Source organism: Hydrogenophaga sp. 2FB, from assembly GCF_005503365.1.
Taxonomy (GTDB): domain Bacteria; phylum Pseudomonadota; class Gammaproteobacteria; order Burkholderiales; family Burkholderiaceae_C; genus Hydrogenophaga.
Genome location: NZ_SCML01000021.1, coordinates 74,310 through 100,502 on the forward strand (window position 1 = coordinate 74,310; position 26,193 = coordinate 100,502).

Sequence of the window (26,193 nt, forward strand, 5' to 3'; positions counted from 1 at the left end):
GCGGAGCGGCCCGCCTGCTCACTTCACCAGCAGGGCGTCGATGGGCAGCAGGTCTTCGGGCAGCAGGGCGCCGCTGGCCTGGCGCAGGCGCAGGTTGCCCAGCAGCACGTTGTAGCGCGCCTGGGCCAGGTCGCGCTTGGTCTGGAACAGCTGGCTTTGCGCGTTGAGCACGTCGATGTTGATGCGCACGCCGACCTGGTAGCCCAGGCGGTTGGCATCCAGCGCACTCTGGCTGGAGGCTTCGGCGGCTTCGAGCGCCTTGACCTGGCCTTGGCCCGAAACCACGCCCAGGTAGGCGCTGCGCGTGGCGAGGTCGACATTGCGCCGCGCCGCATCCAGGTCGGAGCGGGCCTTGTCTTCGAGCGCCAGCGTTTCCTTCACGCGGTTCTGCACCGCGAAGCCGGCGAACAGCGGCAGGTTGAACTGCACGCCCACGCTGGCGGTGTTGGAGCGCACATTGCCGGCGACCGGCAGGGTGGTGGACGGCCCTTTGGCGACCTGGTACTGGCCCACCAGATCCAGCGTGGGTTTGTGTCCGGCCTCGGCCTTGCGGGTTTCGAGCTGGGCAATGTCGAGGTTGCGCGTGGCTTGCAGGATGGCGGGGTGCGTCTCGGCCGTGCGGTTGACCCAGGCTTGTGGGTCGGCCGGCTGCAGATCGGGCAGGGCCACCGGCGCGGCCAGGGGGCGCGGCGACACGGCGCTGCGGCCCACGAGCTGGTCCAGCGCCAGTTGCTTCACGCGCAGGTCGTTCGCGGCGGCGATTTCGCGCGCCAGCACCAGGTCGTATTGCGCCTGCGCTTCGCGCGAATCGGTGATGGTGGTGGTGCCGACCTCGAAGTTGCGCTTGGCCGCGGCCAGTTGCTCGGCCACGGCGGTCTTCTGCGCCTGCACAAAGGCCAGCGTGTCCTGCGCGGCGAGCACGTCGAAGTAGGCCTGCGAGGTGCGCACGATCAGGTCTTGCTCGGCCTGCACGAGGCGGGCGCGGGCGATGTCGGTGCTGAGCTCGGCCTGGTCGTTCGTCAGCTTGTTGACCGGGCGGTACAGCGGCTGGCTGGCCGAGAGCGTGGCGCTCTGGTTGTTGCTGTTGCCATCGAAGGCGCTGCTGTTGCTGATGTCGCGCCGGGCCCAGTTGGCCGCGGCCCCCAGCCCCGCTTGCGGCAGCAGGCCTGCACGCGCCTGCGCGGCCTGGGCCAGGCTGGCGTCGTACTGCGAGCGGGCCGCGAGGTAAGGGGCGTCAAAGCCGCGCGCGGCTTCATACAGCTGCACCAGGCTTTGCGCCTGCGCGCCGGTGGCGAAGAACGGACCCAGTGCGAGTGCCGCGGCCAGCGCCAGATGGCGCGGGGTCATCGACCGGCGGGGTGTCGCCAGGCGGCGTGCGGACGGGGCAGCGTTCATTCAGGCTTCCTTGTGGGCGGGCTGGCGGGTTGGTGTGCAGTGGAGATCAGTACACCGGCACGCCCGGGTCGCGTTCCTGCGACCAGGCGTGGATGCCGCCATGGATGTTCACCACGTGGGTGAAACCCTGGCCTTCGAGGAACTGCACCACCTGCGCGCTGCGCGCACCGTGGTGGCACAGGCAGGCGATGGGCCGGTCGCGGTCCAGTTCGGCGAAGCGCGCGGGCACGCTGCGCATGGGCATGGCGACCAGTTCGAAACCGTCGGGCTTGACCGATGCGGTTTGCAGTTCCCAGGGTTCGCGCACGTCGAGCACGATGGGCAGCGCTGGCGCTGTGGCCGGGTCGGCGGCATGTTGCAGCCAGTCCGACAGTTGAGCGGGGGAGATCGCGTTCATGGTGGTCAGGGCCTCAGAACTTGAAGAGCGACGGAGCGGGGAAGTTGCGCAGGCGAGGTGCCACGGTGTCCCACGGCTGTGCGGTCTGGAACGCGGCGTCGCCCGTGCGGGTGACGAAGGTGGCGCGCATCATGGGCTCGAAGCCCACGATGGCGGCCAGGCGCCCGCCCGGGGCGAGCAGGTTGAGCAGGGCGGACGGGATCTCGGCCACCGAGCCGCTGAGCACGATGGCGTCGAACGGGCCGTCGGCGTTGCAGGCGGCAAAGCCGTTGGCGGTGGCGTCGGCGCAGCGCACCTCGGCGTTGGCGATGCCGGCCTTCTGCAGGTTCTCGCGCGCCGTGCGGGCCAGGGCTTCGTCGATCTCGATCGACACCACGCGCTGCGCCAGGCTGGCGAGCAGGGCGGCCATGAAGCCGCTGCCGGCGCCGACTTCGAGCACCTTGTCGGTAGCTTTGAGTTGCAGGTCCTGCAGCAGGCGCGCTTCGACGCGCGGCGCGAGCATGGCCTGGCCTTCCACGGCGGGGTTGTTCAGGGGCAGTTCCAGGTCGGCGAAGGCCAGGGCCTTGTGGGCGGCGGGCACGAAGTTCTCGCGGTGCATCTGGTCCAGCAGCGCCAGCACGCGCGAGTCGAGCACTTCCCAGGGGCGGATCTGCTGCTCGATCATGTTGAAGCGGGCCTGGCTGAGGGCGGCGGGGGATGTGGTCATGGCATCAACTCGTTTAAAACAGGGTGTCGAGGGGCGGGGCAAGCCGGCAATTTTAAGGAATGGTCCCTGTCGGTTCGGCGGGGCGCAGGCCGAGCCGGCGGCGGCACCAGGCGGCCAGGTCGTCCATGTAGCAATAGACCACCGGCACCACCACCAGCGTGAGCAGCGACGAGGTGATGACGCCACCGATGACGGCCTGGCCCATGGGCGCGCGCTGCTCGGAGCCTTCGGTGAGCGCGAACGCCAGCGGCACCATGCCGAACACCATGGCCAGCGTGGTCATCAGGATGGGGCGCAGCCGCACCTTGGCCGCCAGCAGCAGGGCGCTTTCGCGGTCCATCGGCGGCTGGCCGGCGCGGCCTTCGCGCGCGCGGATCGCGAAGTCGACCAGCAGGATCGCGTTCTTCGTCACCAGGCCCATCAGCAGCACGATGCCGATCACCGAGAACATGCTCATGCTCGAGCCGAACATCAGCAGCGTGAGCACCACGCCAATGAGCGTGAGCGGCAGCGAGGTCATGAGCGCCAGCGGCTGCAGGAAGCTCTGGAACTGGCTGGCCAGGATCATGTAGATGAAGATGATGGCCAATGCCAGCGCCGAGAGCGCGTAGCCGAAGGACTCCTGCATGTTCTTGGTGGAGCCGCCGAACTCGTAGCGGTAGCCGGGCGGGAAGGCGATGCTGTCGAGCACCTGCTGGATGTCGCCCGAGACCTCGCCCGGGGAGCGGCCGTACACGTTGGCGTTGATCGACACCTCGCGGTTGAGGTTGCGGCGGTTGATCTGGTTCGGGCCGGTGGCGGCCACCACGTCGGCCACCTGGCCCAGGCGCACCACGCGCACCGAGCCGTCGGCGGCGGGGCTGCCGACCATGAAGGGCAGTTGTTCGAGGTCGCTCGCGCGCTCGCGCCCGCTGGGGGCGAGGCGCACGTTGACGTCGTAGCTCTGCCCGTCGGCCGCGCGCCAGTTGCCCACGGTGGTACCGGCCACCAGCGTGCGCAGGCTCGCGCCCACGGCGGCCACGCCCACGCCGGCGTCGGACGCCAGCTCGCGCTTCATCTTCACGTCCACCGTTGGCTTGTTGGGCTTCACGCTGGCGTCCAGATCGACCAGGCCGACGATGGGACGAATGCGTTCCATCACCACCTGCGTCAACCGATCGAGTTCGGCCAGGTCGTCGCCCTGCAGCGAGAACTCCACCTGCTTGCCGCCGCCCACCGAGTCGGTCAGGCCCACGTGCGTCACGGTGATGCCGGGCACGCTGCGCAGCCGGTCGCGCAGGCGCGCGGACATCTCAATGGCGCTGAGCGTGCGCGCCTTGCGGTCCACCAGGCGCACGTAGATGCTGGCGTACATGGTGCCCTGCGCGTTGCCGGTGTTCAGGGTGGACAGGGTGTACTTCACTTCGGGGAACTCGCGCAGGATGGTCTCGACCTCGCGTGTCTTGGCCTCGGTCGCTTCGAGCGACGAGCCCACCGGCGTGTGAAAGCTCAGCGAGGTCTCGGAGAAGTCGGCCACGGGCACGAACTCGGTGCCCAGCAGCGGCACGATGAACAGGCTGCCGACAAACGTGGCCAGCGCCAGGCCGAGCGTGGCGAGCTTGTGCTTGAGCGACCAGCGCAGCGTGCCCTGGTAGGTGTCGCTCAGGTCGTCCTGCACGCGGTCGAACCAGCCGGTAACGCGGCCGATGGTCTTGTCGTAGAACGACTTGGGGCCGGTGTTCTTGCCGTGTTTTTCGATCTCGGGGTCGTGCCACACCGACGACAGCATGGGGTCGAGCGTGAAGCTCACGAACATGGAGATGAGCACGGCCGCCACCATGGTGATGCCGAACTCGTGGAAGAACTTGCCGATGATGCCGCCCATGAAGCCGATGGGCAGGAACACCGCCACGATGGACAACGTGGTGGCCAGCACGGCCAACCCGATCTCCTGCGTGCCGTCCATGGCCGCGTCGAACGGCTTCTTGCCCATCTGCACGTGCCGCACGATGTTCTCGCGCACGACGATCGCGTCGTCGATCAGCAGGCCCACCGACAGCGTGAGCGCCATCAACGTGATCATGTTGATGGTGAACCCGAACAGGTTCATGACGAAGAAGGTGCCGATCAGCGCGATGGGCAGCGTGAGGCCGGTGATGACGGTCGAGCGCCACGAGTTCAGGAACAGGAACACGATCAGCACCGTGAGCAGCGCGCCTTCGATCAGCGTGCGGCGCACGTTCTCGACCGAGACGCGGATGGGCCGCGAGCCGTCGGCGATCTGCTCCAGCCGCATGCCCGGCGGCAGCTCGGCACCCAGCGAGGCCACTGCCGCTTTCAGGCCATCGGTGACGGCGATGGTGTTCTCGTCCTGCGCCTTCTGCACCTGCAGCAGCAGCGTGCGCTGGCCGTTGTAGAGCGCCAGGCTTTCCACTTCCTGCGTGCCGTCGCTCACGCGCGCCACCTCGCCCAGGCGCACCGCCTGCCCGCCGCGGCGCGCGACGATGATGTGTTCGAAGTCCTGCGGGTTCTGCAGCCGCGAGAGCACCTGCACCACGCGCTCGGCCTCGCCGGTTTTCAGCGTGCCCACGGGAAGGTCCTGGTTCTCGTTGTGCACAGCCGTATTGATCTGCTCGGTGGTCACGCCCAGCGCTTCCATGGCCGAGGGATCGAGCTCGATGTTGATCGCGCGCCGCGTCGCACCGACCAGGTTTACCGAGCCCACGCCGCGCACGTTCTCCAGCCGCTTCTTCAAGACCTGCTCGGCCCAGGTGGTGAGCTCGACCGCGCTCGGTGTCTTGCCGTTCGCTTCTTGAGGAATGACCGCCACCGACCAGATCGAACGACTCGCCGGGTCGAAGCGCAGCACGCGCGGCTCTTCCACTTCGTCGCGGAACACCGGCCGCAGAATCGCGATCTTCTCGCGCACGTCTTCGGCCGCCTTGCGCCCGTCCACCGTGAGCTGGAATTCGATGATGACGATCGACTGGCCTTCGTAGCTGCGCGAGGTGAGGGTATTGACGCCGGCGATCGCGTTGACCGCTTCCTCCACCTTCTTCGTCACCTCGGATTCAACGATTTCGGGTGAGGCACCCGGGTAGGCCACCTGGACCACGACCACGGGAAAGTCGATGTTGGGGAACTGGTCGACCTGAAGGCGGTTGAACGAGAAAAGGCCGAGCACCACGAAGGCGACCATCACCATGGTGGCGAAGACCGGGTTGCGCAACGAGACCTGGGTGAACCACATGGTGCGGCGTGCTCAGGGCGTGGCCAGGCGGATGGCGGTGCCTTCGCGGATCGAGCCGGCCTGCGCGCTCAGCACCTGCGTGCCGGCCGGCAGGCCCTTGACCTCGCGCATCGGCTCCGAGCCTTGCAGGCCGGTGACGCCGCCCTCGACGGTCACGTGGGCGATCTTGCTGTCGCGCACCACCTGCACATAAGGCTGCGGCTTGTCGTTGCGCACCGCGGACTGCGGCACCGCGGGCGCGGTGATCGCGCCGATGACGATCTGCCCCTGCGTGAACAAGCCCTGGCGCATGCCATCGGTGGGCGGCACGCGCAGGTAGACCAGCACACTGCGGCTGCCGGCCTGCACGTTCGGGTTGATGCGCGAGACGGTGGCCTTCACGGCATCGGCGAGGCCCTCCACCCGCAAGGTCGCGGCCTGGCCCACCTTCACCGCCACCGCGTCGGCCGGGGTGATCGCCGCTTCCATCTCGAAGGCCGACAGATCCACCACATCGAACACCCGGGTGTCCACACCCACGCGCTCGCCGTTCTGCACCAGCCGCGCCGAGATCTGGCCATTCAGCGGCGAGCGCAAAGTGGTATCCGCCAAGGACTTCTTCGCAATGTCGAGCGCGGCCAGCGCGGCCTGGTGCGTGGCCTCGGCGCCGGCCAGGGTGGCGGTGGACGTTTCCAGCGCGGTCGCCGAGATGAACCCCTGGCGCACGAGCGCCTGGTTGTTCTCGAACGTGCGCTTGGCAATCGCCGCTTGCGACTGCGCCGACGCGGCCTGCCGCTCGGCCTGGCGCACGCGGGCCTGTGCTTCGGTGCTGTCGATGCGCGCCACCACCTCACCAGCCTTCACGCTGTCGCCTTCGCGTTTGCTCAAGCCTTGAATCTCACCCGCCGTCTTCGCCTTGATGGCCGCCGTTTGCAGCGCTGTGACCGACCCCGAGATGGACACGGTCTGCGTGAGTTCCAGCGCCTGCACCGTCACCACGTCGCTCGCGGAGAGCGTGTACACCGGCGCGGTCTTCAGCGCCTCGGCCGCGGCGCGCGCGGAGGTGGCGGTGGTCTTGCGCTTGTCCAGCGCACGCACCAGGCCCACGCCGATGCCGATCACCAGCAAGGCCAGCAACAGCCATTTGATCCAGGAGGAGCGAGCGCGCGGCAGGTGCATGGGCGATCAGGTGTTGTGACCGGGTGCGAGCATGCCGCGCAGCAGCAGGTCGACCTGGTTGTCGATGAAGACGATGGGATCGATGTTCTCGGTGGCCGGTGCACACGGGGCCATCGAATGCTTCCACATCAGCAGAAAGATCATGGGTGCGATCAGGCTGTAGACGGTGTAGTCGAGGTTCAGCGGGCGGAACTCGCCGCTGTGAATGCCGCGTTGCACGATGCGTTTCAACAGGGCATGGCCCGGGCCGACAACTTCCTGCTGGTAGAACGCGGCGATCTCCGGAAACATGCCGGCCTCGCTCATCACCAGCTTGGTGATGCCGGAGGCCGGCGTCATGCCGATGCGTTCCCACCAGGTGTGCAGGGCATAACGCACCAGTTCGGCGCTGTTGCCGCTGAACTGCTCGAACTCGGCGTTCCACTCGGTGAAGCGCCCGGCCAGGTTCTCGCGCACCACGGCCTTGAAAAGCTCTTCCTTGCTCGGGAAATAGAGAAACAGCGTGCCCTTGGACACCCCGGCCCGCGCGGCCACTTCTTCGACGCGGGTGGCGGCGAAGCCTTTTTCGACGAAGAGTTGCAGCGCCGCGTCCAGCAATTCACCCGGGCGCGCTTCCTTGCGCCGCGCGCGGCGCTGGCGCGGCTCGGCGTCGTGATCGGAAGCGGTGGAGGGTGGGGCGGCAGGCATGGATGTTGGCTAATGACCGATGGGTTATTAATATAACCCAGCCCGCTGGGCCCGCGGACCCGTCGACGCAGTGCTCCTCCCGCGTCACGGTGCTCGCCAGCATTGCGCTGGTGCGGCGACATATGGTCTTCAAGGCCCAGCCGGCTCAGATGCGATTGCGCCCGCGTCTGGCCTGCCTTCTGGTTGCTGCGCAGAAAGGCCTCCAGTTCCGCCGGATAACGGTGACCGATGCCCAGGGTTTCGTCCCAGCGATGGGCGACGGCCACCAGGCGGCGGTAGAAGGCCGTGCGCCACTGCTCCAGCGGCGCCGGCATGCCGGCACCGAAGTAGAACAACTCGCCGCGCCCCAGATCGCTGGATTCCAAATGGACCCGGCTGAAGCCTGACGCCGTGGTCTGTTGCGCAAGGCTGCGCGCCACATCGGTGCCCAGCAGACCGGGCAGCACGGCATAGCCTTCGGCATCGAGCTGCATGCCGATGTCCGCCCAGTTCAGGCGATCGAGCATTGCGTCGGGTGCCCAACAGGATGGCGCAAATGCCGCGTTGGCTCTGGGCCACCACGATGGCCCCCAGCGAGCATTGGCCCACCGCGAAGCGAATGACCGCACCGGCGCCGCCTGCCCGGTAGTCCCGCGCGCGCATGCCCAGCAATTGCTCAGAGGCTTCGTAGAAGCGGCTGTTGGAGTTGAAGCCTGCGCCATAGATGGCGTCGGTGATCGAGGCGTCGGCACTGCTCAATTCCTCGCGCAGCTTGCGGGCGCGGTAGGCCGAGCTGTACGCCTTGGGCGTGAGGCCGGTTTCGGCCTTGAACAGGCGATGGAAGTGAAACGGGCTCATGCCCACTTCGGTTGCCAGGTCGTCGAGTGGGGGCGGTGTCTCGGATGCCTCGATCAGCCGGCACACGCGCGCCACCAACGCAGTGCGTTCGGCTGCTGCACTGGTCTGGTCGGCTCGGGCGCGGCGGCTGGAACGGTAGCCCGCCGCCTCGGCGGCCTCGGCCGAATCGAAGAATTCCACGTTCTCGCGTTTGGGAAGCCGTGCCGTCGAACTCGGCTTTCCGTACACGCCCGTGGTGCGCACGGCACAGACGAAGTGACCATCGGCAGCGGCATCGCGTGCCTGCACGGCTGTCCAGCGTTCGTCCTCGGTTTCGTAAGCCATGGTCGTATTCATGTCAGAAGTCCTGTCAAATCCATCACAGGGTCAGGATAGAAAAGATTTCAATCGCAAGCACTCCGATTCTTGCGGGTGAATTCCGAGCGTCATCCCGCTTTGCGGAAAGTGAGATTGATGCGGCGGCTGCCCATCAATGCATGAGGCTCGTCCTTGAGCGGCATCACGCCGTGGTAGCGCAGGCGATCGACGCCGCCCCACACCACCACGTCGCCGTGGTGCAGCGGTACCTTGGCCGTGGGGTCGGTGCGCGCATGGCCGCCGAACAGAAATGTGGCCCGCATGCCCAGCGATACGGAAACGATGGGCGCGCCGTAGTCCCGTTCGTTCTTGTCCTGGTGCAGCGAGAGCCGCGCGCCTGGTGTGTAGCGGTTGACCAGGCAGGCATCGGGCTCGAAGTCGTCAAACTCCGCCGCGGCGGCGGCCTGGATCGCCAGTCGGGCAAATGCCTCGGGCATGACCGGCCAGGGTTCACCGGTGTCGGGATCCACGGCGGTATAGCGATAGCCACGCCGATCGGTCGTCCAGCCGAGCGCGCCGCAATTCGTGAGTGTGACCGACATGGTGAAGCCACCGGGGGTCTCCATGTGCCGGAATGGCGATATCGCCTCAATGACTTCAATGGCGGGCACCACCTCCTGCACGTAGGGCAGCGCGAAGCCACGCAGCACCATGGCAGCCGGGCCCAGGCGCTGGCGCGGGTTCGGCGGCGGCGACTCGAAAAGTTCGAGCGTTTCCATGTTCACTTCGCGTCGTGAAAGATCAGGCCAACCGTGTGGCGCTTGCCACTGCGGATGCGGCTGACGCCATGTCGCATGGCCACCTTACGGATGCCGCGCCGACCCATCGCCGGCCGTTGATGGACGGTGAACACCACCGCATCGCCTTTGCGCAGCGCGACGACATCCGCGTGCTGGCCCCTGGTCGACATCTCCGTCATGACGAACTCGCCACCGGCGAAATCCCTGCCGGGCTCCGACAGCAGGATGGCCACCTGCAATGGAAAGACGTGCTCGCCGTAGAGATCCTGGTGGAGGCAGTTGTAGTCGCCTTCGCCATACTGCAGGATCAGCGGCGTGGGTCGCGTCTGGCCCGCTTCGTGGCATCGCCGCAGGAATGCCGCCAGCTCGTCGGGGTACTGCACGTTGCTCCCCAATTGCCGGTTCCAGCGGTTGGCGATCGGCGCGAGCCAGGGATACAGCGCGTGGCGCAGCTGTTCGAGCAACGATGGCAGCGGGTACGCAAAGTACTTGTATTCGCCGCGCCCGAATCCGTGGCGGGCCATGACGATCCGCGAGCGATAGCCTTCCTTCTGCGGGTAGAGCGCCGCGAGGCCATGGCATTGCTCGGCCGTCAGAAGACCGGGCAGCACGGCATTTCCACGCGCATCGAGTGCGTGCTCGATGTCTGTCCAATCGTAGGCTTCTGGCTTCATGGTGCGGTCCTGGTTTGCCACGGCTTCGGTGGTTCCCGGGGTGCGGAAGTTGTACGGGAACGTGGAAACGGAAGGGGGCTTCATGGCGATCTCCCTCTGTGGTTACGGGGTGAGATCAGGTTAGAAGTCCACTCCCCTTCTTGAAACTCCGCTCCTTGCGGTTGAATTTTTGGAGCGTGTTTTTGCAGCACATGCCGCGCGCCGAAGGCTGGGTATTTCGAGGGCAAGAAACAGAGAGCGGCATCGAAGGCAGATCACTGCCCTACCTTCCATGCGATCCCGATGGCGGCGTCTTCTATGCCGTCAGGGTGTACTCAAGCGCCCAGAAGTAGTCCCATTCCCGGTAGGCCGCGGATGGCGAAAATCGTTGGACCGCCCGCAGCAACGCATCACGCGAGGGGAAGTTCTTCAGGACCCGGTGCGTGGAGCCGTCTGACAGCGTGCGGGTTTGGTAGGTGTTCCCGTCGGCATCCTCCTCCGAAACAGGCGTGCTGCTGCCTGGCACGAAGCGATTGTCGATAAACACCACGGTGGCGCCCGGTTGGAGCGCTCTGTGCAACCCGGCAAGAAATGGCTCCACGCGGTCCAGCGGGATATGAGACCACCAGAAGCCGGCAAAGGCTGCGCCGAAGGGCTCAGCGTGCATGGGAATGTCATAGGCGTCGCCCCTGATGAATTCGACCTTCTCGGGAGGGACGCGACCCCGCGCGATTTGCAGTGTTTCGTCCGCCGCATCCAGCGCAACGACCTTGGCCGCATATGGCGCAAAGAACTGCGTCCAGTATCCCGTGCCGCAAGCAACTTCGAGCACGGACCGTCCTTCGAAAACACGGGAAATCCACGCCTCCATCTCCCGCAGATTGGGCTGCCGCTCGGGCTTCAGGTAGATCTTGTCGTATTCAAGGGCCCTTGCCGAGTAGTAGGCATGCATGGCTTCATCCTCCTTGGGCCGAGATGGTAGCTGCGTCGGTGATCGGTTCAAGTGACCGTGTCTTGCGTCCTTTTTCCAGATCTTCCGGGCTGCGTGCGCCTGAAGCGCGGAGAAGACCGTAGCGCAAAGTTGACGCGACAGGCATGCGCGGCCACCATGGCGCACCGTCCCATCCCCAATGAGGCGGCAGACACATGGCCCGTTCCGGAGTGGGTGGACAAGGGCACCATTCCAGACGTCCAAGGAGGTCTCATGGCTCAGAGCGACAAGGTGTTTGCGGGCGCGATCCCGAAGTTCTACGACACGTTGATGGTCCCCCTGATCTTCGGGGGCTATGCCGCCGATATGGCGGAGCTTGTCGCGGCCTTCTCGCCCGGTGCGGTGCTTGAAACGGCAGCCGGAAGCGGCGTGGTCACGCGGGCGCTTGCGCCAAAACTCGGCACCGACGCGCGCTACGTGGTGACCGACCTCAACCAGCCCATGCTCGACTATGCCGCCGCCCGACAGGGGGCCGATAGCCGCATCGAATGGCGGCAGGCCGACGCGCTCGCCCTGCCATTCGAAGATGCCACGTTCGACGCCGTGTGCTGCCAGTTCGGTGCCATGTTTTTCCCCGATCGGGTTGCCGGCTACGCCGAGGCGCGCCGCGTGCTGAGGCGAGGCGGGCGCTTTGTCTTCAGTGTCTGGGATCGCATTGAAGAGAACGCCTTTGCCGATGAGGTCACCCATGCCGTCGCTGCGGTGTTTCCACAAGATCCGCCTCTATTCCTCGTCCGCACGCCGCACGGCTATCACGACATCGCATTGATCCGCGAGGAGCTGAAGCGCGCAGGGTTTGCCGACATCGAGATCGGGACGCACGAGAAGCTGAGTCGCGCGCCCTCGGCACGTGACGCCGCCATCGCCTACTGCCAGGGAACGCCACTGCGCAACGAAATCGAGGCGCGCGACGCCAGCTTGCTACAGCGCGCGACGGATCGCGCGACGGAGGCGATCGCCAGATGCCATGGCGAAGGCCCGGTGGCCGGCAAAATTCAGGCGCATGTGATCGTCGCGGCGGGATAGGGAGCCCCGTGGCAGGCCCAGCGCCCTCGCAGGTCTTGCGGCCAATGAGCTTGCTACGTCAGCGCATCAGTTGAAAGCCGCAATCCCCGTGATCGCCCGCCCCAGAATCAACGCGTGCACATCGTGCGTGCCTTCGTAGGTGTTCACCACCTCCAGGTTCACCAGGTGGCGCGCCACGCCGAACTCGTCGCTGATGCCATTGCCGCCCATCATGTCGCGCGCCAGGCGGGCGATGTCGAGCGATTTGCCGCAAGAGTTGCGCTTGAGGATGGAGGTGAGTTCGACTGCAGCCGTGCCTTCGTCCTTCATGCGCCCCAGCCGCAGGCAGCCCTGCAGGCCCAGGCTGATCTCGGTCAGCATGTCGGCCAGCTTCTTCTGGATCAACTGGTTGGCCGCGAGCGGGCGGCCGAACTGCTGGCGGTCCAGCACGTACTGGCGGGCGCGGAAGTAGCAGTCTTCCGCCGCGCCGAGCGCGCCCCACGCGATGCCGTAGCGCGCGCTGTTGAGGCAGGTGAACGGGCCCTTCAGGCCGCGCACGTCGGGGAAGGCGTTTTCTTCGGGGCAGAACACCTCGTCCAGCACGATCTCGCCGGTGATGGACGCGCGCAGGCCGACCTTGCTGTGAATCGCCGGGGCGCTCAGGCCCTTCATGCCTTTGTCCAGGATGAAACCGCGGATCGCGCCTTCGTCGTCCTTGGCCCAGACCACGAACACGTCGGCGATCGGGCTGTTGGTGATCCACATCTTCGCGCCGCTCAGGCTGTAGCCACCGGCCACCTTCTTGGCGCGCGTGACCATGCTGCCGGGGTCGGAGCCGTGGTTGGGTTCGGTCAGACCGAAGCAGCCGATCCACTCGCCGGTGGCGAGCTTGGGCAGGTACTTCTGCTTCTGCGCTTCGGTGCCGAATTCGTTGATCGGCACCATCACAAGGGAGCTCTGCACGCTCATCATGGAGCGGTACCCGGAGTCCACGCGTTCCACTTCGCGCGCCACCAGGCCGTAGCAGACATAGTTCAGGCCGCTGCCGCCGTAGGCCTCGGGAATGGTCGGGCCGAGCAGGCCGAGTTCGCCCATCTCGCGGAAGATGGCCACGTCGGTCTTCTCGTGGCGGAAGGCCTCGGTCACGCGCGGCAGCAGCTTTTCCTGGCAATAGGCACGGGCGGCGTCCTGCACCTGGCGCTCGTCGTCGGTCAGTTGCGCGGTGAGGTGGAACGGGTCTTCCCAGCTGAAGCGGGCTTTGGCGGTGCTCATGGTGTGTCTCCGGGTTGGATGGGGCGAATGGCGCGAATGGCGCGATTGTCCGTTCCGCATGAATACTTGTCTAATATGGATGGTGTATCCATCAATAGGATTTTTATATTCATGGAATTCCGGCATCTGCGTTACTTCCTCGTGCTGGCCGAAGAACTGCACTTCGGCCGCGCGGCCCAGCGACTGGCCATCACGCAACCGCCGCTCTCGCTCAACATCCAGCAGCTGGAGGCGTCTGTGGGCGCGCAGCTGTTCACGCGCAACAGCCGCGGTGTGCAGCTCACGGCGGCCGGGCAGGCTTTCGTGCCCGCCGCGCGCGACTTGCTGGACCAGGCGAGCCAGGCCGCGCGCGAGGCGCGCGACGTGTCGCAGGGGCTGATGGGCAGCCTGCAGATCGGGTTCGTGGGCACGGCGCTGTACCGAGGCTTGACCAGCATTCTCCAATCGTTTGGTGAGGCGCACCCGCGCTTGCGGTTGGTATTGCGGGAGATGAGTTCGAGCGAGCAACTCATCGACCTGCGGCACGAGAGGCTGGACGTGGGCTTCGTGCACACCACGCACGTGCCGGTGGGCTTCTCGCAGATCCTGCTGTCGAGCCAGCCCTTTGTGGCCTGTCTGCCGGCCCGCCACGCGCTGGCGCGCCGCAAGCGCTTGTCGCTCTCGCAACTGCAGGGCGAGCCGTTTGCCATGGTGTCGCGCGCTGTCTCACCGGACTACCACGAGCGCTTTCTCAGCCTGTGCGCGGACGCCGGTTTTGCGCCGGAGATCCGCTATGAGTTGCGCCACTGGCTCAGCGTGGTATCGCTGGTGGCCCAGGGGCTGGCAGTGGCGCTGGTGCCGGCCGCGATGCAGCAGGCCGGCTTGCCTGGCGCGGTGTTTGTGCCGCTCGATGCGCAGACGCCGCCCTATGACACGCACTGCCTCTGGATCGGCGCGCGCAGCCCGGCGGCGTTGGCGGCATTCCTGGAAGCCGTGCGGGCCTTTGCGCAGCCGCTAGAGTAGGCCGCTCAACTGGAGAACACGATGAGCGACAAACAAGTGCTGGTGCTGGGTGGTGGCTGCTTCTGGTGCACCGAGTCCGTCTACAAGGAAGTGCAGGGCGTGACCGATGTCGAGTCCGGCTACAGCAACGGCCAGGTGAAACAGCCCAGCTACGAGATGGTGTGTACCGGCACCACCGGCCACAACGAGGTGGTGCGGCTCGAATACGACCCGGCGCGGATCAGCACGCGCGAGATCCTGGAAATCTTTTTCGTGGTGCACGACCCGACCACGCTCAACCGCCAGGGCAACGACGTGGGCACGCAGTACCGCAGCGGCATCTACTTCACCACGCCCGAGCAGCAACAGGTGGCGCAGGACATGATCAACGAGCTGACGAAAGAAGATGCTTTCGGCAAGCCCATCGTCACCGAGGTAGCACCGCTGGACAACTACTCGCCCGCCGAGGACTACCACCAGGACTTCTTCGAGCGCAACCCGCACCAGGGCTACTGCATGGCCGTGGCCGCGCCCAAGGTGGCGAAGTTCCGCAAGACCTTCGCGCGCCTGGCGAAATAAGCACGTCAGAACAAAGACGGGCGGCCTCCCGAAACCGGGGAGGCCGCCCGTTGTGCTTTCTACCGCCGCTTACTTGGGCAGCAGCACCTTGTCGATGACGTGGATCACGCCGTTCGATTGGTAGACATCGGCAATCGTGACGGTGGCAACACCGCCTTTTTCATCGGTCACGCTGACCTTGCCGCCAGCCGATTTGGCCACCAGCGTGCCACCGGCCACGGTCTTGATGGAAGCCGAACCTTTGCCGTCCGCAATCATCTTGCTGATGGCCGCCGCGTCCCATTTGCCGGGCACCACGTGGTAGGTCAGGATGCCGCTCAGCATGGCCTTGTTCTCGGGCTTGAGCAGCGTGTCCACGGTGCCGGCGGGCAGCGCGGCAAACGCCGCGTTGGTGGGCGCGAACACGGTGAACGGGCCGGGCCCCTTGAGCGTGTCGACGAGGCCGGCTGCCTTGACCGCGGCCACCAGCGTGGTGTGGTCCTTGGAGTTCACCGCGTTGTCGATGATGTCCTTGCTCGCCAGCATCGGCGCGCCGCCGACCATGACTTGCGCGAAAGCGCCCAGGGATGCCGTGCCGATGGCGAAGGCCAGAACGGTCTTGCGGATGGTTTGCGTGATCATGAAGTCTCCTTGAGGGTTGAAGCCGGAACTGCGGCTGTAGGAGATACGCAGCGCGACCACGCACTGGATTCAAAAAGACTGAAAAATCATTTCGCGCGAAGCCGCGCCTGCAACAACGGCCAGCAGACGATCACCGCCAGACCCATCAGCACGAGCGCGGCGGCGCCCAGCTTCCAGCCCGGCAGCGCTTCGCCTAGCGAGAAGGCCGAGGCGCCCATGCCGAACACCGGCACCAGCAAGGCCCATGGCGTGACCGTCGCGGCCGGGTGCCGCGCCAGCAGCCAGTTCCACGCGCCATAACCAAACAGCGTGTTGCCCACGGCTTGCCACAGCACGCTGGCCCACACCAGGCCGCTGGCCTGTTCGAGCGACGTGCGCATCAGTTGCGGGCCTTCGAGCCACCACGACAGCGCCAACAGTGGCGGCACCGCGAACAGGCTGCTCCAGACCATGAAGTGCAGCATGTTCACCGGCCCGAGCGACTTCACCACCAGGTTGGCCAGCGACCAGAAGAAGGCCGCGCTCAACACCAGGCCCATGCCCCACAGGGTGACCGAGGCATCGAGGTTGGCCGCGATCAGGCCCAAGCCCGCGAGCGCGAGCAGCAGGCCGGCGACCTGGAAGCCGCGCACGCGCTCCTTCATGAGCCACAGCGACAGGCCGATGGTGAAGAACACCTGCAACTGCACCACCAGCGAGGCCATGCCGGGCGAGATGCTGCTGCGCATGGCCAGGAACAAGAGACCGAACTGGCCCACGCCGAGCAACACGCCGAAGGCCGCGACCTTGCGCCAGGGCGCGGTGGGGCGGGGCATGAACAGCAGCCAGGGCAGGGCCGAGAAAGTGAAACGCAGCGCGGCGAAGAGAAACGGCGGCAAGCCGTCCAGGCCCCAGCGGATCACCACGAAGTTGGTGCCCCAGACGAACACCACCGAAAGGGCCAGGAGCAGGTGGGTCGTGGGCAAGGGGTGTTCCGTGGGAGTGGTGATGGCCAGTTTAGCCAGCGCCCTCTTGTTGCAACCGAATTGCGATAACATCGCCGTGAATGGCAACTTGGTTGCAATAACGGAGCCGCCCACCATGTCCTCTCGCACGATGCTCAGTGGCGTGCCCGCCGCGATCCAGACCCGTCTGGAGGCCGCTGGCCTGCGCCGCACCTTGGCCACGCGCGCCGTGCTGGGCCTGTTCCTGGCGCAACCGCAGGGCGGGCTGACCCACGCGCAGGCCTTGAACGCGCTCACCGCGCGCGGGCTCGAGATCAACCGTGTGACGCTCTACCGTCTGCTCGACCGGCTGGCCGCCTGCGGTGTGCTGCAGCGCCACACCGACGACCAGGCCCGCACCTGGCGCTTCAGCCTCGCGCCGGTGGACGAGGAAGGCCTGCAGCCGCACTTCGAGTGCGGTGCGTGTCACCGGCAATTTGCGCTCGGTAACGCGGGAGAGATGGCGCGCGAACTCTTGCGCGTCATCGCGCGCCAGGGCCATATCGGCGAGCAGGTGGCCGTGCGGGGCACCTGCTCGGACTGCACACACAACTTTTGAAACCCGAGGGCAATGCCATGAAGAAAAAACCGTTCCTGTGTCTGTTCGCGGCCACCCTGCTGGCGTCCGCCGCGCTCGCCCAGCATTCCGACAAGGAAACCAAGGAGGACGTCGCCCGCCACCGTGCGATGGCCGTGGCGCACGAGGGCGCGGCCAAGTGTCTGGAGGCGGGCAAGGGCGAAAAAATCTGCATGCAGGAACTGTCGGTCGCCTGCAAAGGTATGGCCCTCGGAAAATACTGCGGCATGCGCCACGCCCACTGATGGCCTGAATCTCTCGCGTGGTCGAGTGAGTACCATCGCCGGGTGAACATCGCCACCCATCCCGTTGTTGCCTCTCTCACCCCGGTTTTCCTGCTGATCGCGCTCGGTTACCTCGCCGGTCTGCGGCGTTGGATCCGCGAGTCCTCGGTCAAGGACTTGTCCAACCTCGTGTTCCTGCTGTTGATCCCAGCGCTGATGTTTCGCACCATGGCGTCAGTGCATTTCGACACCCTGGATTGGCGGCCGGTGCTGGCGTATTTCCTGGCGGCGCTGAGCTTGTTGGGCGTGTGCATCGCGTGGCGCGGCTTCAACCGCCGCAGCGTGGTGCTGGGTCTGGCGAGCACCTTCTCCAACATGGTGATGATCGGCATCGCGTTGGTCGAGCTGGCCTACGGCAAGGAGGCCCAGCTCACCCTGCTCACCCTGGTGTCGGTGCATGCGCTGATCCTGCTCACGGTCGGCTCCATCGTGCTGGAACTGGCGGTGGCGCGCGAAGCCCGAGCGGGCGGCGAACGCGCGCCGCACGTGCTGGCCACCGCGTGGTCGGCGATCAAAGGCGCGTTGATCCACCCGATCCCTTTGCCCATCCTCTGCGGCCTGCTGTTCGCACAGACCGGTCTGACGCTGCCTACGGTGGTCGACCGGCCGCTGCAGTTGCTGGCCAGCGCATTCGCCCCGATCGCGCTGGTGCTGGTCGGTGTCACGCTCGCGCGCACGTCGATGGCGGGCCACCTGCGTGAGGCGTTGTGGGTGAGCGTTGCCAAGAACCTGGTGTTGCCCGTCCTGGTGGGGTTGAGCGCGTGGGGCCTGGGCATCACCGGCACGCCGCTCACCGTCCTGGTGGTGGCCGCGGCGCTACCGGCGGGTGCCAACGTGTTTCTGTTCGCGCAACGCTACGAGGTGGCGCAGGAGGTCACCATCGCCAGCATGGGCCTGTCCACCGTGCTCGCCTTGTTCACGCTGAGCCTGACCATGATGCTCATGGCCTGGCTCAATTGAGCGCCACGCTCACTGGCTGATCTTGCGGCCTTCTTCGACCTGGTATTCGAAGTAGCGCTGGAAGCCGAACGCCAGGCTGCCCATGAGCGCGACGGTGCCCAGCAGCAGTGCGAACACGAGTGCTCCGATGGTGAGCCAGTTGGTGCCGCCCGAGACCGCGTCGGCGGGCAGTTGCGGGTTGAACTGGCGGTTCCACTTCTCGCGGTCGGTCAGCGCGTAGACGATGGCCGCCAGGCAACCGGCGGAAATCGTCAGGCCCAGCAGCGGGACGAGCAGCCAGGAGAGCTTGTCGTCCTGCCCGTACATCAGCACGCGGTCCACACCCCAGAGCCCCAATGCCGCCGGAATCGGGTGCAGCCAGCCCACCCAGTCGCCCAGGCCACGCAGGTAAAAGCGGTGCAGGCCGAGCATGCCCCCGAAGAGGGCCAACCAGACCGCCACGGTCTTGTTCTTGCGCATCATGTTCACGCGCCCCCGTTCGGAGGAATGCTGTCGCCCGCACCCAGGGTTTTCTGCATCAGCACGATGTCGAGCCAGCGGTCGAACTTCCAGCCGCACGACTGCACCACGCCCACGGGCTCGAAGCCCAGCGCCTTGTGCACGCCGATCGAGCCGGCATTGGCCGAATCCCCGATCACCGCCATCACCTTGCGCGTGCCGGTGCGTTCCAGCACCGCCAACAACTCGGTCAGCAGCGCGCGGCCCAGACCTTTGCGGTGGGCGGCGGGGTCCATGTAGATCGAATCCTCGACCGAAAAGCGGTAGGCCGGGCGCGGCTTGAACCAGTTGCCATAAGCGAAACCCAGCACCTGACCGCCGTCCTCGGCCACGAGCCAGGGGAGGCCCTTGCCCAGCACATCGGCGCGGCGCGCCGTCATGTCGGCCAGAGTGGGTGGGGTGGTTTCGAAGGTGCCGGTGCCGTGCAGCACATGGTGGCCATAAATGCGGGTGATCGCGTCGAGGTCTTCGTCGCGGCTGGGGCGGATCAGGGGCATGGGTCTGTGGGGCTCGGGGAGGAGGGGACGGTCGAAACCAGCGGACGGGCTATAATCGCGGGCTTCGTGGCGTTTCGCTGGCCGGGTGGTCAGTCGTGTGTCTCAAGCGCTGCAGAAAAGCGGGTCGCAAGATCCAGTGAAGTACCGATGTTGGTACCTCTCCACCCGAAGGATAAATCATGGTCGTCATTCGACTCTCCCGCGGCGGCTCCAAAGCCCGTCCTTTCTACAACATCGTGGTTGCCGACAAGCGCAACCGCCGCGATGGCCGCTTCATCGAGCGCATCGGCTTCTACAACCCGCTGGCCCGCGGTGGTGAAGAGCCCCTGCGCATCGCCGTCGATCGCCTGACCTACTGGACCGGCGTCGGCGCCGAGCCTTCGGACACCGTGGCGCGTCTGGTCAAGCAAAACGCCGCCAAGGCAGCGGCCTGATCTCACCTTCACTCAGGTGAGCACTCACGCGTCCGGCGCCTTCAAGGCGTCGCCCCAACCTGACGATGCCGTCGAGTTGGGCCGCATACAGGACGCGTGGGGCATCAAGGGCTGGGTTCGGATCCTGCCCCACAGCGCCGACACCTCGGCGCTGTTCGCATCCTCCAAATGGTTCCTGCAGCCGCCCGAAGCCCGCTTCGCGCGCGGCTTTTCGGCGTTTGCGGGTTGCGTCGGCGTCAGCGTGGTCGAAGTGAAGGCACATGCCGACGGCCTGGTCGCCCAGATTGAAGGTGTGGACGACCGCAACGCGGCCGAGGCCCTCAAGGGCGTGCGCATCTACCTGCCGCGCAGCGCGTTCCCGGCCACGCCGGAAGGTGAGTACTACTGGGTCGACCTGCTCGGCCTGGACGTGGTCAATCGCGAAGGCGTGCACCTGGGCGTGGTGCGCGACCTCGTCGCCACCGGGCCGACCTCGGTGCTGGTGCTCGAATACACCGAAACGGTGGACGGCGCCGAGCAGACCGCCGAGCGCATGATCCCGTTCGTCGCGGCCTATATCGACGATGTGGACAAGGCCCAGCGCCGCATCACCGCCGACTGGCAACCCGATTACTGACGCCCGCGCCGGCCACACCGCCATGCGCTTCGACGTCATCACCCTGTTCCCCGAGCTTTTTGCGCCGTTCCTGCAACACGGCATCAACCGCCGCGCCTTCGAGTCCGGCCTGGTGGATGTGCGCCTTTGGAATCCGCGCGATTTCGCCGAAGGCAACTACCGACGTGTGGACGACCGCCCGTTCGGTGGCGGGCCCGGCATGGTCATGATGGCCGAGCCCTTGTGGCAATGCCTGCAGGCCGTTCGCGCTTCTCGCGCGGATCCTGACGGTGAACACGCCCCGGTCGTGTTGTTCTCACCGATTGGCGAACCGCTGAACCACGCCAGCGTGGAGCGCTGGTCGCACAGCCGGGGCGCTGTGCTGGTGTGTGGTCGCTACGAAGGCATTGACCAGCGTTTCATCGACACCTGCGTGGACCTGCAGATCAGCCTGGGCGACTTTGTGCTCTCCGGCGGCGAAATCGCGGCCATGGCCTTGCTCGACGCGGTTGCCCGCCTGCAGCCGGGTGTGCTCAGCGACCAGGGCAGCCACCAGCAGGACAGCTTTAACCCCGCGCTCGACGGCCTGCTCGACAGCCCGCATTTCACCCGCCCCGAAGAATGGCACGGCCAGCCGGTGCCCGAGGTGCTGCTGGGGGGGCACCACGAACGCATTGCCCGCCACCGGCGAGAGCAAAGCCTGGCGCTCACCGCGCGCCAGCGGCCCGACCTGTTGCAACGGGCGCGGGAGCAGGGCTTGCTCGACAAGGCCGACCAGACTTTCCTGCGCTCTCAGGGCTTGCTATAATCCAGGGCTTTTCGATCCTCTGACCGGCCGCTGTGACCGGGCCAGCCCGCAAACCCGAGAGGGAATGGACAGGGCCATTGCCGGATTCGCAGCCTTTAGTGCAGCGCGGTCATGATCGACGAACAGGAAACCATGAACCTCATCCAGACCCTTGAGCAAGAAGAAATTGCTCGCCTCGGCAAAGTCATCCCCCCGTTCTCCCCTGGCGACACCGTGATCGTCAGCGTCAACGTGATCGAAGGTACGCGCAAGCGCGTGCAGGCTTATGAAGGTGTGGTGGTTGCCCGCCGCAACCGTGGCCTGAACTCCAGCTTCATCGTGCGCAAGATCTCCAACGGCGAAGGCGTCGAGCGTACGTTCCCGCTGTACAGCCCGCTGATCGCCAAGATCGAAGTCAAGCGCCGCGGTGCCGTGCGCCGTGCCAAGCTGTACTACCTGCGCGAACGCAGCGGCAAGTCGGCCCGCATCAAGGAAAAGTTGGGCGCGTAAGGCGCATCGGAGCAACCCTCCGGTACCCTGCCCCAGAAAAAAAGCCGCTCCTCGGAGCGGCTTTTTTTCGTCCGTTCGCACCGCTCCAGCGCGTGCAACCCGCGCGGCAGCGGGGGAGGGGACATGTCGCTATGCTTGGCGCTCACATGACCCAGCTTCTTCCCGCCTTTGACCCGCGCCTGATCCCTATCGTCGCGGATGCCGACGACGAAATCCTGCCACCCGCGCAAGCGCATCGCCTCACACCCGTGGGCATGCGCGAACTCTTCGCCCGGCCTCCCGTGTGGACGCCCGAATTGCGCCGTGAGCCGAAATTTGCCGACCGCATGCCCGCCGAGGCGGCGGTGTTGTTGCCCTTGGTCATGCGCGATGAGCTCACCTTGATCCTGACGCAGCGCGCCACCCACCTGTCCACCCACTCGGGGCAGATCGCCCTGCCGGGTGGCAAGCTCGACCCGGAGGACGCCGATGCCATCGCGGCGGCCTTGCGCGAGGCGCACGAAGAAATCGGCTTGTTGCCCGAGCAGGTGGAGGTGCTGGGCACGCTGCCGGTGTATGTGACGGGCACGTCCTTCACGGTCACACCGGTGGTGGGGCTGGTGCAGCCCGGCTTCGAGCTGACGCCCAACCCGGACGAGGTGGCCGACGTGTTCGAGGTGCCGCTGGCGTACCTCATGAACCCCTTGCACCACCGGCGGCATGCGCACGACTTTGAAGGCGTCGTGCGCCAGTGGTATTCCATGCCGTACCAGGATGGCGACCGCGAGCGCTTCATCTGGGGCGCCACCGCGGGCATGCTGCGCAATTTCTACCGCATGCTCAGCGCTTGACGGGCCAACATTCCCGCCCCGCGGCTTGTGGAGCGGGGCGGAGCACGCCACTATGATGGCGCCATGAGTTTCTTTGCCATCCTTGTCGCCTTGCTGCTGGAGCAGGCCCGCCCGCTCGCTTTCGACAACCCGGTGCACGCGGGCTTGCGCGGTTGGGCGCGCACCGTGCGGCGCAACCTCGACGCGGGCCAGACCTCGCACGGTTGGGTCGCCTGGTCCTTGGCCGTGGGTATCCCTGCTGTCGTCGCGGGCCTGGTGTATTGGGGCCTGTGGCAATTCAGCTCGGTGCTGGCCTTCGTGTGGGTGGTGGGCATCCTGTACGTCACGCTGGGGTTTCGCCAGTTCAGCCACCATTTCAGCGAGATCCGCCAGGCGCTGGACGAGGGCAATGACATGCTCGCGCGCGAGAAGCTGGCCCGCTGGCTGCGGGTGGATGCGTCCAGCCTGCCGCGCGCCGAACTGCTGCGCCAGGTGATCGAACACTCGGTGCTCGCAGCGCACCGGCATGTGTTTGGTGTGTTGGTGTGCTTCGTGGTGTTCTGGGCCTTGGGCCTCGGGCCCTCGGGCGCGGTGTTCTATCGCATGGCCGAGTACCTGTCGCGCAACTGGCGCGCGCGGCCCGATGGCACGCCCAGCCTGGGCCTGCAGCATGCGGCCGCCACGGCCTGGCGCTGGATCGACCATGTGCCGGCGCGCGTCACGGCGCTCGGGTTTGCCGTCGTCGGCAATTTCGAGGAAGCGCTGGCGAGCTGGCGTGCCGATGCCGAGCGTTTCGCGCCAGGCAGCGACGGCGTGGTGCTGGCCGCCACGTCGGGCGCGCTCAACGTGAGGCTGGCGCCGCAGCCCGACGCGCTGGCCTTGCCGGAAGACGACGACCCCGGCGACCGGCCCGAGCCGCAACTCGCGCACCTGGGCAGCGTGGTGGGCCTGGTGTGGCGCTCGGTGGTGCTGTGGATGCTGCTGCTCGCGCTGCTGACGCTGGCAGGGCTTTAGCCCTTTGCGGTCAATACCGTCGCTTGTCCGATAGTTCTGCGAATAACTCGCGGTAGAGGCGGTAGCGGTTCTCGCTGATCGCCAGCGCATCGTCCGTGGGCTGGTGCGCCTCCCCGGTCTGCACGTGCGCCACCACCGCGCAACCGGGTTCGTGCAGGTGCGTGCAGTTGTAGAAGCGGCACTCCCCCAGGGTGGCGTTCAGGTCCGGCATGAGGTGGGCCAACTGCATCGGCTCGATGTGGTTCAGGCCGAATTCCTGAAACCCCGGTGAATCGATCAACGCGGTCTGGCGCGCCGCGTCCACCCAGTACCAGGTGGTGCTGGTGGTCGTGTGTTTGCCCGAGTTGAGCGCGCGCGAGATTTCACCCGTCTGCGCGCGCGCCTCGGGCACCAGCCGGTTCACCAACGTGCTCTTGCCCACGCCCGAAGGGCCGAGCACCAGCGTGCGTTTGTTCAACAGGCGCGCTTGCAGTTCTTCCAGACCGGCTTCGGTGCCGTCGGCCGATTTCAGGCGCAAGGGCAGGACCGTGCAACCCATGCGGCGGTACGGCTCCAACCGGGCCCAGGCGCGATCGAACGCGGGTTGCAGATCGCTTTTGTTGAGCACGATCAGCACGTCGATGTGTTCGGCCTGCGCCGCGATGAGCGCGCGCGTGAGCTGGCTTTCGGAGAACTCGGGGTCGGCGGCGACCAGCACCAGCACCTGGTCCAGGTTGGCCGCGAACGATTTGGTGCGCATCTCGTCCTGCCGGTAGAACAGGTTGCGACGCTCGTCCACGCGCTCGATGCTGCCTTCGTCGCCGGTGACCTGCCACTGCACGCGATCGCCCACGACCACGGCATTTTTCTTTCCGCGCGGGTGGCAGATGCGGCGTTCGCCGTCCGGGCTTTCGACGAGGCAGTGGCGCCCATGGGCGGCCACCACCAGTCCGGGCTGGAGATCGGCCATCAGGCCTTCTGCAACGCGTCCACCGCGGCAGCGCAGTGGAAGTCGCTGACCGAAATGCCGTTCACGTCGTGCGTGTTGAAGCGCACCGTGCAGCGGCTGTAGCCCAGCGCCAGGTCGGGGTGGTGGTCTTCGCGGTGCGCGATCCAGGCCAGCGCGTTGACGAAGGCCATGGTTTCGTGGAAGTTGGCGAAGTTGTAGGTTTTCTCCAACGCGCCATCGATCAGCTTCCAGCCCTGGGCGGCATCGCCATTGAGCTGGGTGAGTTGCGTCACGATTTCGGTGGCGGAGAGGGCGCGTCGGTTCTGGTGGATCGGATTCATGTTGGGCTCGCTTCAAGCGGCTTGCAGGCGCGAGAGGCGCTCGCTGGCGGGTGGGTGGGAGTAGTAGAAGCGCGCGTACAGCGGGTCGGGCGTGAGCGTGCTGGCGTTGTCTTTGTAGAGCTTGAGCAAGGCGCTGGCGAGGTCGCGGCCGTTGGTGTATTCGACCGCATAGGCGTCGGCCTCGAACTCGTGCTTGCGCGAGAGCTGCGCCATGAGCGGCGAGAGGAAGTAGGTGAACAGGGGCACCACCATCATGAACAGCAGCAGGGCGAGTGCGTCGTTGGGCGTGTCCATGGACGGCGTGACGCCCAGGCCGCTGTAGAACCAGGCCTGGCTGGACACCCAGCCCAGCAACGCAAAGCCCGCGAGGCTCAACGCGAACATGAGCACGATGCGCTTCAAGATGTGGCGGCGTTTGTAGTGACCCAGCTCGTGCGCGAGCACGGCGTCGATTTCTTCGGGGCTGAGCTGCTTGAGCAGGGTGTCGAAGAACACCACGCGCTTGGCGGCGCCGAAGCCGGTGAAGTAGGCGTTGGCGTGCGCGCTGCGCTTGCTACCGTCCATCACGAACAGGCCCTTGGCCGCGAAGCCGCAGCGCTGCATGAGCGCGTTCACGCGGGCTTTGAGGTCTTCGTCGGACAGCGGCTCGAACTTGTTGAACAGCGGCGCGATCACGGTGGGATAGAGCACCAGCGCGAGCAGGTTGAAGGCCATCCACACGCCCCAGGCCCAGAGCCACCAGGTCGGGCCGGCGGCACCCATCAGCCACAGCACCAGCGCCGCAATGGGCAGGCCGATGAGTGCGCCGACCAGCGCACCCTTGAAAAGATCGGCCAGCCAGAGCGACAGGGTCATCTTGTTGAAGCCGAAGCGCTCTTCGATGCGGAAGGTGGCGTACCAGCTCAACGGCAGCGTGATGAGGCCACCGATCAGCACGAAGGCCGCCAGCAGCGCGAGTTGCTGCAGCAGACCGCCGCCCATGGCTTCCAGCAACACCTGGTTGAGCCAGTCGAGGCCGCCGAGCAAGGTCCAGCCCAGCAGCGGCGCGGCGTCGATGGTGGATTCGAGCAGGCCGTAGCGGGTTTTGGTGAGGGTGTAGTCGGCGGCCTTCTGGTGGGCTTCGATCGAGATGGTGTTGCTGAAGGCGGTCGGCACAGCCCCGCGGTGGCGTGCGACGTGGCGCATTTGCCGGCTGGCAAGCACGGTGCGCACGACCAGGCCAAGCACCAGCAAGGCGCAGAAAAGGGCGGTGAAAGAGAGCGAGGCGGTGTCCATGGGGCCGAGTCTATCGAAATGGGCCCGGATCGCGCGCCGATGGGCCTTCCAGCGGATCGGCGAAAATCCCCGCCATGACTTCTGCCCCTCCCC

Annotated in this window: 29 protein-coding genes and 1 pseudogene; 12 read left to right on the forward strand and 18 right to left on the reverse strand. The window is 66.3% G+C overall.

Annotated elements, in window-relative coordinates; all coding sequences use genetic code 11:
* Positions 1 to 18: 18 nt before the first annotated feature.
* The 10 genes and pseudogenes from FFS09_RS14100 to FFS09_RS14150 form a co-directional block, all read right to left on the reverse strand.
* Entirely contained in the window at positions 19 to 1,395 is a 1,377-nt protein-coding gene (locus FFS09_RS14100) for a TolC family outer membrane protein (protein WP_502703732.1), read from the reverse strand.
* Positions 1,396 to 1,441: 46 nt separating this feature from the next.
* Complete coding sequence (locus tag FFS09_RS14105; protein ID WP_137919527.1) at positions 1,442 to 1,792, reverse strand: rhodanese-like domain-containing protein; 351 nt, start codon at positions 1,790 to 1,792, stop codon at positions 1,442 to 1,444.
* 13 nt (positions 1,793 to 1,805) lie between these two features.
* Positions 1,806 to 2,498: a protein-L-isoaspartate O-methyltransferase family protein gene (locus FFS09_RS14110; protein WP_137919528.1), complete on the reverse strand. Its 693-nt coding sequence runs from the start codon at positions 2,496 to 2,498 to the stop codon at positions 1,806 to 1,808.
* Between the two features lie 52 nt (positions 2,499 to 2,550).
* Positions 2,551 to 5,727 (reverse strand): efflux RND transporter permease subunit, encoded by a 3,177-nt coding sequence (locus FFS09_RS14115; protein ID WP_137919529.1) that lies wholly within the window; start codon positions 5,725 to 5,727, stop codon positions 2,551 to 2,553.
* A gap of 12 nt (positions 5,728 to 5,739) precedes the next feature.
* A complete protein-coding gene (locus FFS09_RS14120; protein WP_137919530.1) occupies positions 5,740 to 6,885 on the reverse strand; it encodes an efflux RND transporter periplasmic adaptor subunit in 1,146 nt (381 codons plus the stop codon).
* A 335-nt stretch (positions 6,886 to 7,220) separates the two neighbouring features.
* Positions 7,221 to 8,078, reverse strand: coding sequence for a 2OG-Fe(II) oxygenase (locus FFS09_RS31685; protein WP_502703733.1), 858 nt, complete (start codon positions 8,076 to 8,078; stop codon positions 7,221 to 7,223).
* A gap of 10 nt (positions 8,079 to 8,088) precedes the next feature.
* Positions 8,089 to 8,745: pseudogene (locus FFS09_RS14135) on the reverse strand (bifunctional transcriptional activator/DNA repair enzyme AdaA); the annotation flags it as partial.
* Between the two features lie 89 nt (positions 8,746 to 8,834).
* Positions 8,835 to 9,485 (reverse strand): DNA oxidative demethylase AlkB, encoded by a 651-nt coding sequence (alkB, locus tag FFS09_RS14140; RefSeq protein ID WP_137919532.1) that lies wholly within the window; start codon positions 9,483 to 9,485, stop codon positions 8,835 to 8,837.
* A 2-nt stretch (positions 9,486 to 9,487) separates the two neighbouring features.
* Positions 9,488 to 10,180, reverse strand: a complete 693-nt coding sequence (locus tag FFS09_RS14145; protein WP_137919556.1) for a 2OG-Fe(II) oxygenase — start codon at positions 10,178 to 10,180, stop codon at positions 9,488 to 9,490.
* Positions 10,181 to 10,475: 295 nt separating this feature from the next.
* Positions 10,476 to 11,111, reverse strand: coding sequence for a class I SAM-dependent methyltransferase (locus FFS09_RS14150; RefSeq protein ID WP_137919533.1), 636 nt, complete (start codon positions 11,109 to 11,111; stop codon positions 10,476 to 10,478).
* Between the two features lie 252 nt (positions 11,112 to 11,363).
* Here FFS09_RS14150 and FFS09_RS14155 point away from each other — a divergent pair, with 252 nt between their 5' ends.
* Positions 11,364 to 12,176: a class I SAM-dependent methyltransferase gene (locus FFS09_RS14155; protein ID WP_137919534.1), complete on the forward strand. Its 813-nt coding sequence runs from the start codon at positions 11,364 to 11,366 to the stop codon at positions 12,174 to 12,176.
* A 66-nt stretch (positions 12,177 to 12,242) separates the two neighbouring features.
* On the opposite strand, the gene FFS09_RS14160 is transcribed toward FFS09_RS14155, so the two are convergent.
* Positions 12,243 to 13,427 (reverse strand): acyl-CoA dehydrogenase, encoded by a 1,185-nt coding sequence (locus FFS09_RS14160; RefSeq protein ID WP_137919535.1) that lies wholly within the window; start codon positions 13,425 to 13,427, stop codon positions 12,243 to 12,245.
* Positions 13,428 to 13,538: 111 nt separating this feature from the next.
* On the opposite strand from FFS09_RS14160, the gene FFS09_RS14165 reads away from it, so the two are divergent.
* Together FFS09_RS14165 and msrA are read left to right on the forward strand one after the other, a co-directional pair.
* Positions 13,539 to 14,429: a LysR family transcriptional regulator gene (locus FFS09_RS14165; protein ID WP_137919536.1), complete on the forward strand. Its 891-nt coding sequence runs from the start codon at positions 13,539 to 13,541 to the stop codon at positions 14,427 to 14,429.
* A gap of 21 nt (positions 14,430 to 14,450) precedes the next feature.
* Positions 14,451 to 14,987 (forward strand): peptide-methionine (S)-S-oxide reductase MsrA, encoded by a 537-nt coding sequence (gene msrA / locus FFS09_RS14170; RefSeq protein ID WP_137919537.1) that lies wholly within the window; start codon positions 14,451 to 14,453, stop codon positions 14,985 to 14,987.
* 69 nt (positions 14,988 to 15,056) lie between these two features.
* Here msrA and FFS09_RS14175 read toward each other — a convergent pair whose 3' ends face one another.
* A complete protein-coding gene (locus tag FFS09_RS14175) occupies positions 15,057 to 15,608 on the reverse strand; it encodes a fasciclin domain-containing protein (protein WP_137919538.1) in 552 nt (183 codons plus the stop codon).
* Between the two features lie 86 nt (positions 15,609 to 15,694).
* On the reverse strand, positions 15,695 to 16,573 hold the full coding sequence (locus FFS09_RS14180) for an EamA family transporter (protein ID WP_212745100.1): 879 nt from the start codon (positions 16,571 to 16,573) through the stop codon (positions 15,695 to 15,697).
* Between the two features lie 115 nt (positions 16,574 to 16,688).
* Between FFS09_RS14180 and FFS09_RS14185 the strand changes: the two genes are divergently transcribed.
* From FFS09_RS14185 to FFS09_RS14195, 3 genes are read left to right on the forward strand one after another with little or no spacing between them, the layout of a single operon-like run.
* Positions 16,689 to 17,150, forward strand: a complete 462-nt coding sequence (locus tag FFS09_RS14185) for a Fur family transcriptional regulator (RefSeq protein ID WP_137919540.1) — start codon at positions 16,689 to 16,691, stop codon at positions 17,148 to 17,150.
* Between the two features lie 17 nt (positions 17,151 to 17,167).
* Positions 17,168 to 17,413 (forward strand): hypothetical protein, encoded by a 246-nt coding sequence (locus tag FFS09_RS14190; protein WP_137919541.1) that lies wholly within the window; start codon positions 17,168 to 17,170, stop codon positions 17,411 to 17,413.
* Between the two features lie 42 nt (positions 17,414 to 17,455).
* Positions 17,456 to 18,412 (forward strand): AEC family transporter, encoded by a 957-nt coding sequence (locus tag FFS09_RS14195; RefSeq protein WP_137919542.1) that lies wholly within the window; start codon positions 17,456 to 17,458, stop codon positions 18,410 to 18,412.
* A gap of 9 nt (positions 18,413 to 18,421) precedes the next feature.
* On the opposite strand, the gene FFS09_RS14200 is transcribed toward FFS09_RS14195, so the two are convergent.
* Together FFS09_RS14200 and FFS09_RS14205 are read right to left on the reverse strand one after the other, a co-directional pair.
* The gene (locus tag FFS09_RS14200; RefSeq protein WP_137919557.1) at positions 18,422 to 18,871 is read right to left on the reverse strand and encodes a TM2 domain-containing protein; all 450 of its coding nucleotides are present in this window, start codon (positions 18,869 to 18,871) and stop codon (positions 18,422 to 18,424) included.
* Positions 18,872 to 18,876: 5 nt separating this feature from the next.
* On the reverse strand, positions 18,877 to 19,407 hold the full coding sequence (locus FFS09_RS14205; RefSeq protein ID WP_137919543.1) for a GNAT family N-acetyltransferase: 531 nt from the start codon (positions 19,405 to 19,407) through the stop codon (positions 18,877 to 18,879).
* A 179-nt stretch (positions 19,408 to 19,586) separates the two neighbouring features.
* On the opposite strand from FFS09_RS14205, the gene rpsP reads away from it, so the two are divergent.
* The 6 genes from rpsP to FFS09_RS14235 all read left to right on the forward strand — a co-directional run bounded on the left by rpsP (position 19,587) and on the right by FFS09_RS14235 (position 23,556).
* On the forward strand, positions 19,587 to 19,841 hold the full coding sequence (gene rpsP, locus FFS09_RS14210; protein WP_137919544.1) for a 30S ribosomal protein S16: 255 nt from the start codon (positions 19,587 to 19,589) through the stop codon (positions 19,839 to 19,841).
* 16 nt (positions 19,842 to 19,857) lie between these two features.
* Entirely contained in the window at positions 19,858 to 20,457 is a 600-nt protein-coding gene (rimM, locus tag FFS09_RS14215) for a ribosome maturation factor RimM (RefSeq protein ID WP_137919545.1), read from the forward strand.
* A 22-nt stretch (positions 20,458 to 20,479) separates the two neighbouring features.
* On the forward strand, positions 20,480 to 21,244 hold the full coding sequence (gene trmD / locus FFS09_RS14220; protein WP_137919546.1) for a tRNA (guanosine(37)-N1)-methyltransferase TrmD: 765 nt from the start codon (positions 20,480 to 20,482) through the stop codon (positions 21,242 to 21,244).
* Between the two features lie 132 nt (positions 21,245 to 21,376).
* The gene (gene rplS / locus FFS09_RS14225) at positions 21,377 to 21,733 is read left to right on the forward strand and encodes a 50S ribosomal protein L19 (RefSeq protein ID WP_137919558.1); all 357 of its coding nucleotides are present in this window, start codon (positions 21,377 to 21,379) and stop codon (positions 21,731 to 21,733) included.
* Between the two features lie 146 nt (positions 21,734 to 21,879).
* Positions 21,880 to 22,563: a CoA pyrophosphatase gene (locus tag FFS09_RS14230; RefSeq protein WP_137919547.1), complete on the forward strand. Its 684-nt coding sequence runs from the start codon at positions 21,880 to 21,882 to the stop codon at positions 22,561 to 22,563.
* Between the two features lie 63 nt (positions 22,564 to 22,626).
* A complete protein-coding gene (locus tag FFS09_RS14235; protein ID WP_137919548.1) occupies positions 22,627 to 23,556 on the forward strand; it encodes a CobD/CbiB family protein in 930 nt (309 codons plus the stop codon).
* A 10-nt stretch (positions 23,557 to 23,566) separates the two neighbouring features.
* Here FFS09_RS14235 and rsgA read toward each other — a convergent pair whose 3' ends face one another.
* Genes rsgA through FFS09_RS14250 form a run of 3 tightly spaced genes read right to left on the reverse strand, consistent with a single transcriptional unit; the run spans position 23,567 to position 26,100 of the window.
* On the reverse strand, positions 23,567 to 24,505 hold the full coding sequence (gene rsgA / locus FFS09_RS14240) for a ribosome small subunit-dependent GTPase A (RefSeq protein ID WP_137919549.1): 939 nt from the start codon (positions 24,503 to 24,505) through the stop codon (positions 23,567 to 23,569).
* On the reverse strand, positions 24,505 to 24,825 hold the full coding sequence (locus FFS09_RS14245) for a 4a-hydroxytetrahydrobiopterin dehydratase (protein ID WP_137919550.1): 321 nt from the start codon (positions 24,823 to 24,825) through the stop codon (positions 24,505 to 24,507). The genes rsgA and FFS09_RS14245 overlap by 1 nt, the downstream gene beginning before the upstream one ends.
* A 12-nt stretch (positions 24,826 to 24,837) precedes the next feature.
* On the reverse strand, positions 24,838 to 26,100 hold the full coding sequence (locus tag FFS09_RS14250) for a M48 family metallopeptidase (protein WP_137919551.1): 1,263 nt from the start codon (positions 26,098 to 26,100) through the stop codon (positions 24,838 to 24,840).
* Positions 26,101 to 26,193 lie beyond the last annotated feature (93 nt).

Excerpts from the sequence above, each read along its gene's own strand:
- FFS09_RS14115 (WP_137919529.1), bottom strand. The coding sequence starts at position 5,727 with ATGTGGTTCACCCAGGTCTCGTTGCGCAACCCGGTCTTCGCCACCATG.
- FFS09_RS14185 (WP_137919540.1), top strand. The coding sequence starts at position 16,689 with ATGTCCTCTCGCACGATGCTCAGTGGCGTGCCCGCCGCGATCCAGACC.
- FFS09_RS14230 (WP_137919547.1), top strand. The coding sequence starts at position 21,880 with ATGACCCAGCTTCTTCCCGCCTTTGACCCGCGCCTGATCCCTATCGTC.
- FFS09_RS14110 (WP_137919528.1), bottom strand. The coding sequence starts at position 2,498 with ATGACCACATCCCCCGCCGCCCTCAGCCAGGCCCGCTTCAACATGATC.
- rsgA (WP_137919549.1), bottom strand. The coding sequence starts at position 24,505 with ATGGCCGATCTCCAGCCCGGACTGGTGGTGGCCGCCCATGGGCGCCAC.
- FFS09_RS14120 (WP_137919530.1), bottom strand. The coding sequence starts at position 6,885 with ATGCACCTGCCGCGCGCTCGCTCCTCCTGGATCAAATGGCTGTTGCTG.
- FFS09_RS14105 (WP_137919527.1), bottom strand. The coding sequence starts at position 1,792 with ATGAACGCGATCTCCCCCGCTCAACTGTCGGACTGGCTGCAACATGCC.
- FFS09_RS14165 (WP_137919536.1), top strand. The coding sequence starts at position 13,539 with ATGGAATTCCGGCATCTGCGTTACTTCCTCGTGCTGGCCGAAGAACTG.
- FFS09_RS14160 (WP_137919535.1), bottom strand. The coding sequence starts at position 13,427 with ATGAGCACCGCCAAAGCCCGCTTCAGCTGGGAAGACCCGTTCCACCTC.
- FFS09_RS14250 (WP_137919551.1), bottom strand. The coding sequence starts at position 26,100 with ATGGACACCGCCTCGCTCTCTTTCACCGCCCTTTTCTGCGCCTTGCTG.
- FFS09_RS14150 (WP_137919533.1), bottom strand. The coding sequence starts at position 11,111 with ATGCATGCCTACTACTCGGCAAGGGCCCTTGAATACGACAAGATCTAC.
- msrA (WP_137919537.1), top strand. The coding sequence starts at position 14,451 with ATGAGCGACAAACAAGTGCTGGTGCTGGGTGGTGGCTGCTTCTGGTGC.
- FFS09_RS14190 (WP_137919541.1), top strand. The coding sequence starts at position 17,168 with ATGAAGAAAAAACCGTTCCTGTGTCTGTTCGCGGCCACCCTGCTGGCG.
- FFS09_RS14205 (WP_137919543.1), bottom strand. The coding sequence starts at position 19,407 with ATGCCCCTGATCCGCCCCAGCCGCGACGAAGACCTCGACGCGATCACC.
- FFS09_RS14245 (WP_137919550.1), bottom strand. The coding sequence starts at position 24,825 with ATGAATCCGATCCACCAGAACCGACGCGCCCTCTCCGCCACCGAAATC.
- FFS09_RS14175 (WP_137919538.1), bottom strand. The coding sequence starts at position 15,608 with ATGATCACGCAAACCATCCGCAAGACCGTTCTGGCCTTCGCCATCGGC.
- rplS (WP_137919558.1), top strand. The coding sequence starts at position 21,377 with ATGAACCTCATCCAGACCCTTGAGCAAGAAGAAATTGCTCGCCTCGGC.
- FFS09_RS14145 (WP_137919556.1), bottom strand. The coding sequence starts at position 10,180 with ATGAAGCCAGAAGCCTACGATTGGACAGACATCGAGCACGCACTCGAT.
- FFS09_RS14155 (WP_137919534.1), top strand. The coding sequence starts at position 11,364 with ATGGCTCAGAGCGACAAGGTGTTTGCGGGCGCGATCCCGAAGTTCTAC.
- alkB (WP_137919532.1), bottom strand. The coding sequence starts at position 9,485 with ATGGAAACGCTCGAACTTTTCGAGTCGCCGCCGCCGAACCCGCGCCAG.
- FFS09_RS14200 (WP_137919557.1), bottom strand. The coding sequence starts at position 18,871 with ATGCGCAAGAACAAGACCGTGGCGGTCTGGTTGGCCCTCTTCGGGGGC.
- FFS09_RS14235 (WP_137919548.1), top strand. The coding sequence starts at position 22,627 with ATGAGTTTCTTTGCCATCCTTGTCGCCTTGCTGCTGGAGCAGGCCCGC.
- trmD (WP_137919546.1), top strand. The coding sequence starts at position 20,480 with ATGCGCTTCGACGTCATCACCCTGTTCCCCGAGCTTTTTGCGCCGTTC.
- FFS09_RS31685 (WP_502703733.1), bottom strand. The coding sequence starts at position 8,078 with ATGCTCGATCGCCTGAACTGGGCGGACATCGGCATGCAGCTCGATGCC.
- rpsP (WP_137919544.1), top strand. The coding sequence starts at position 19,587 with ATGGTCGTCATTCGACTCTCCCGCGGCGGCTCCAAAGCCCGTCCTTTC.
- FFS09_RS14100 (WP_502703732.1), bottom strand. The coding sequence starts at position 1,395 with ATGAACGCTGCCCCGTCCGCACGCCGCCTGGCGACACCCCGCCGGTCG.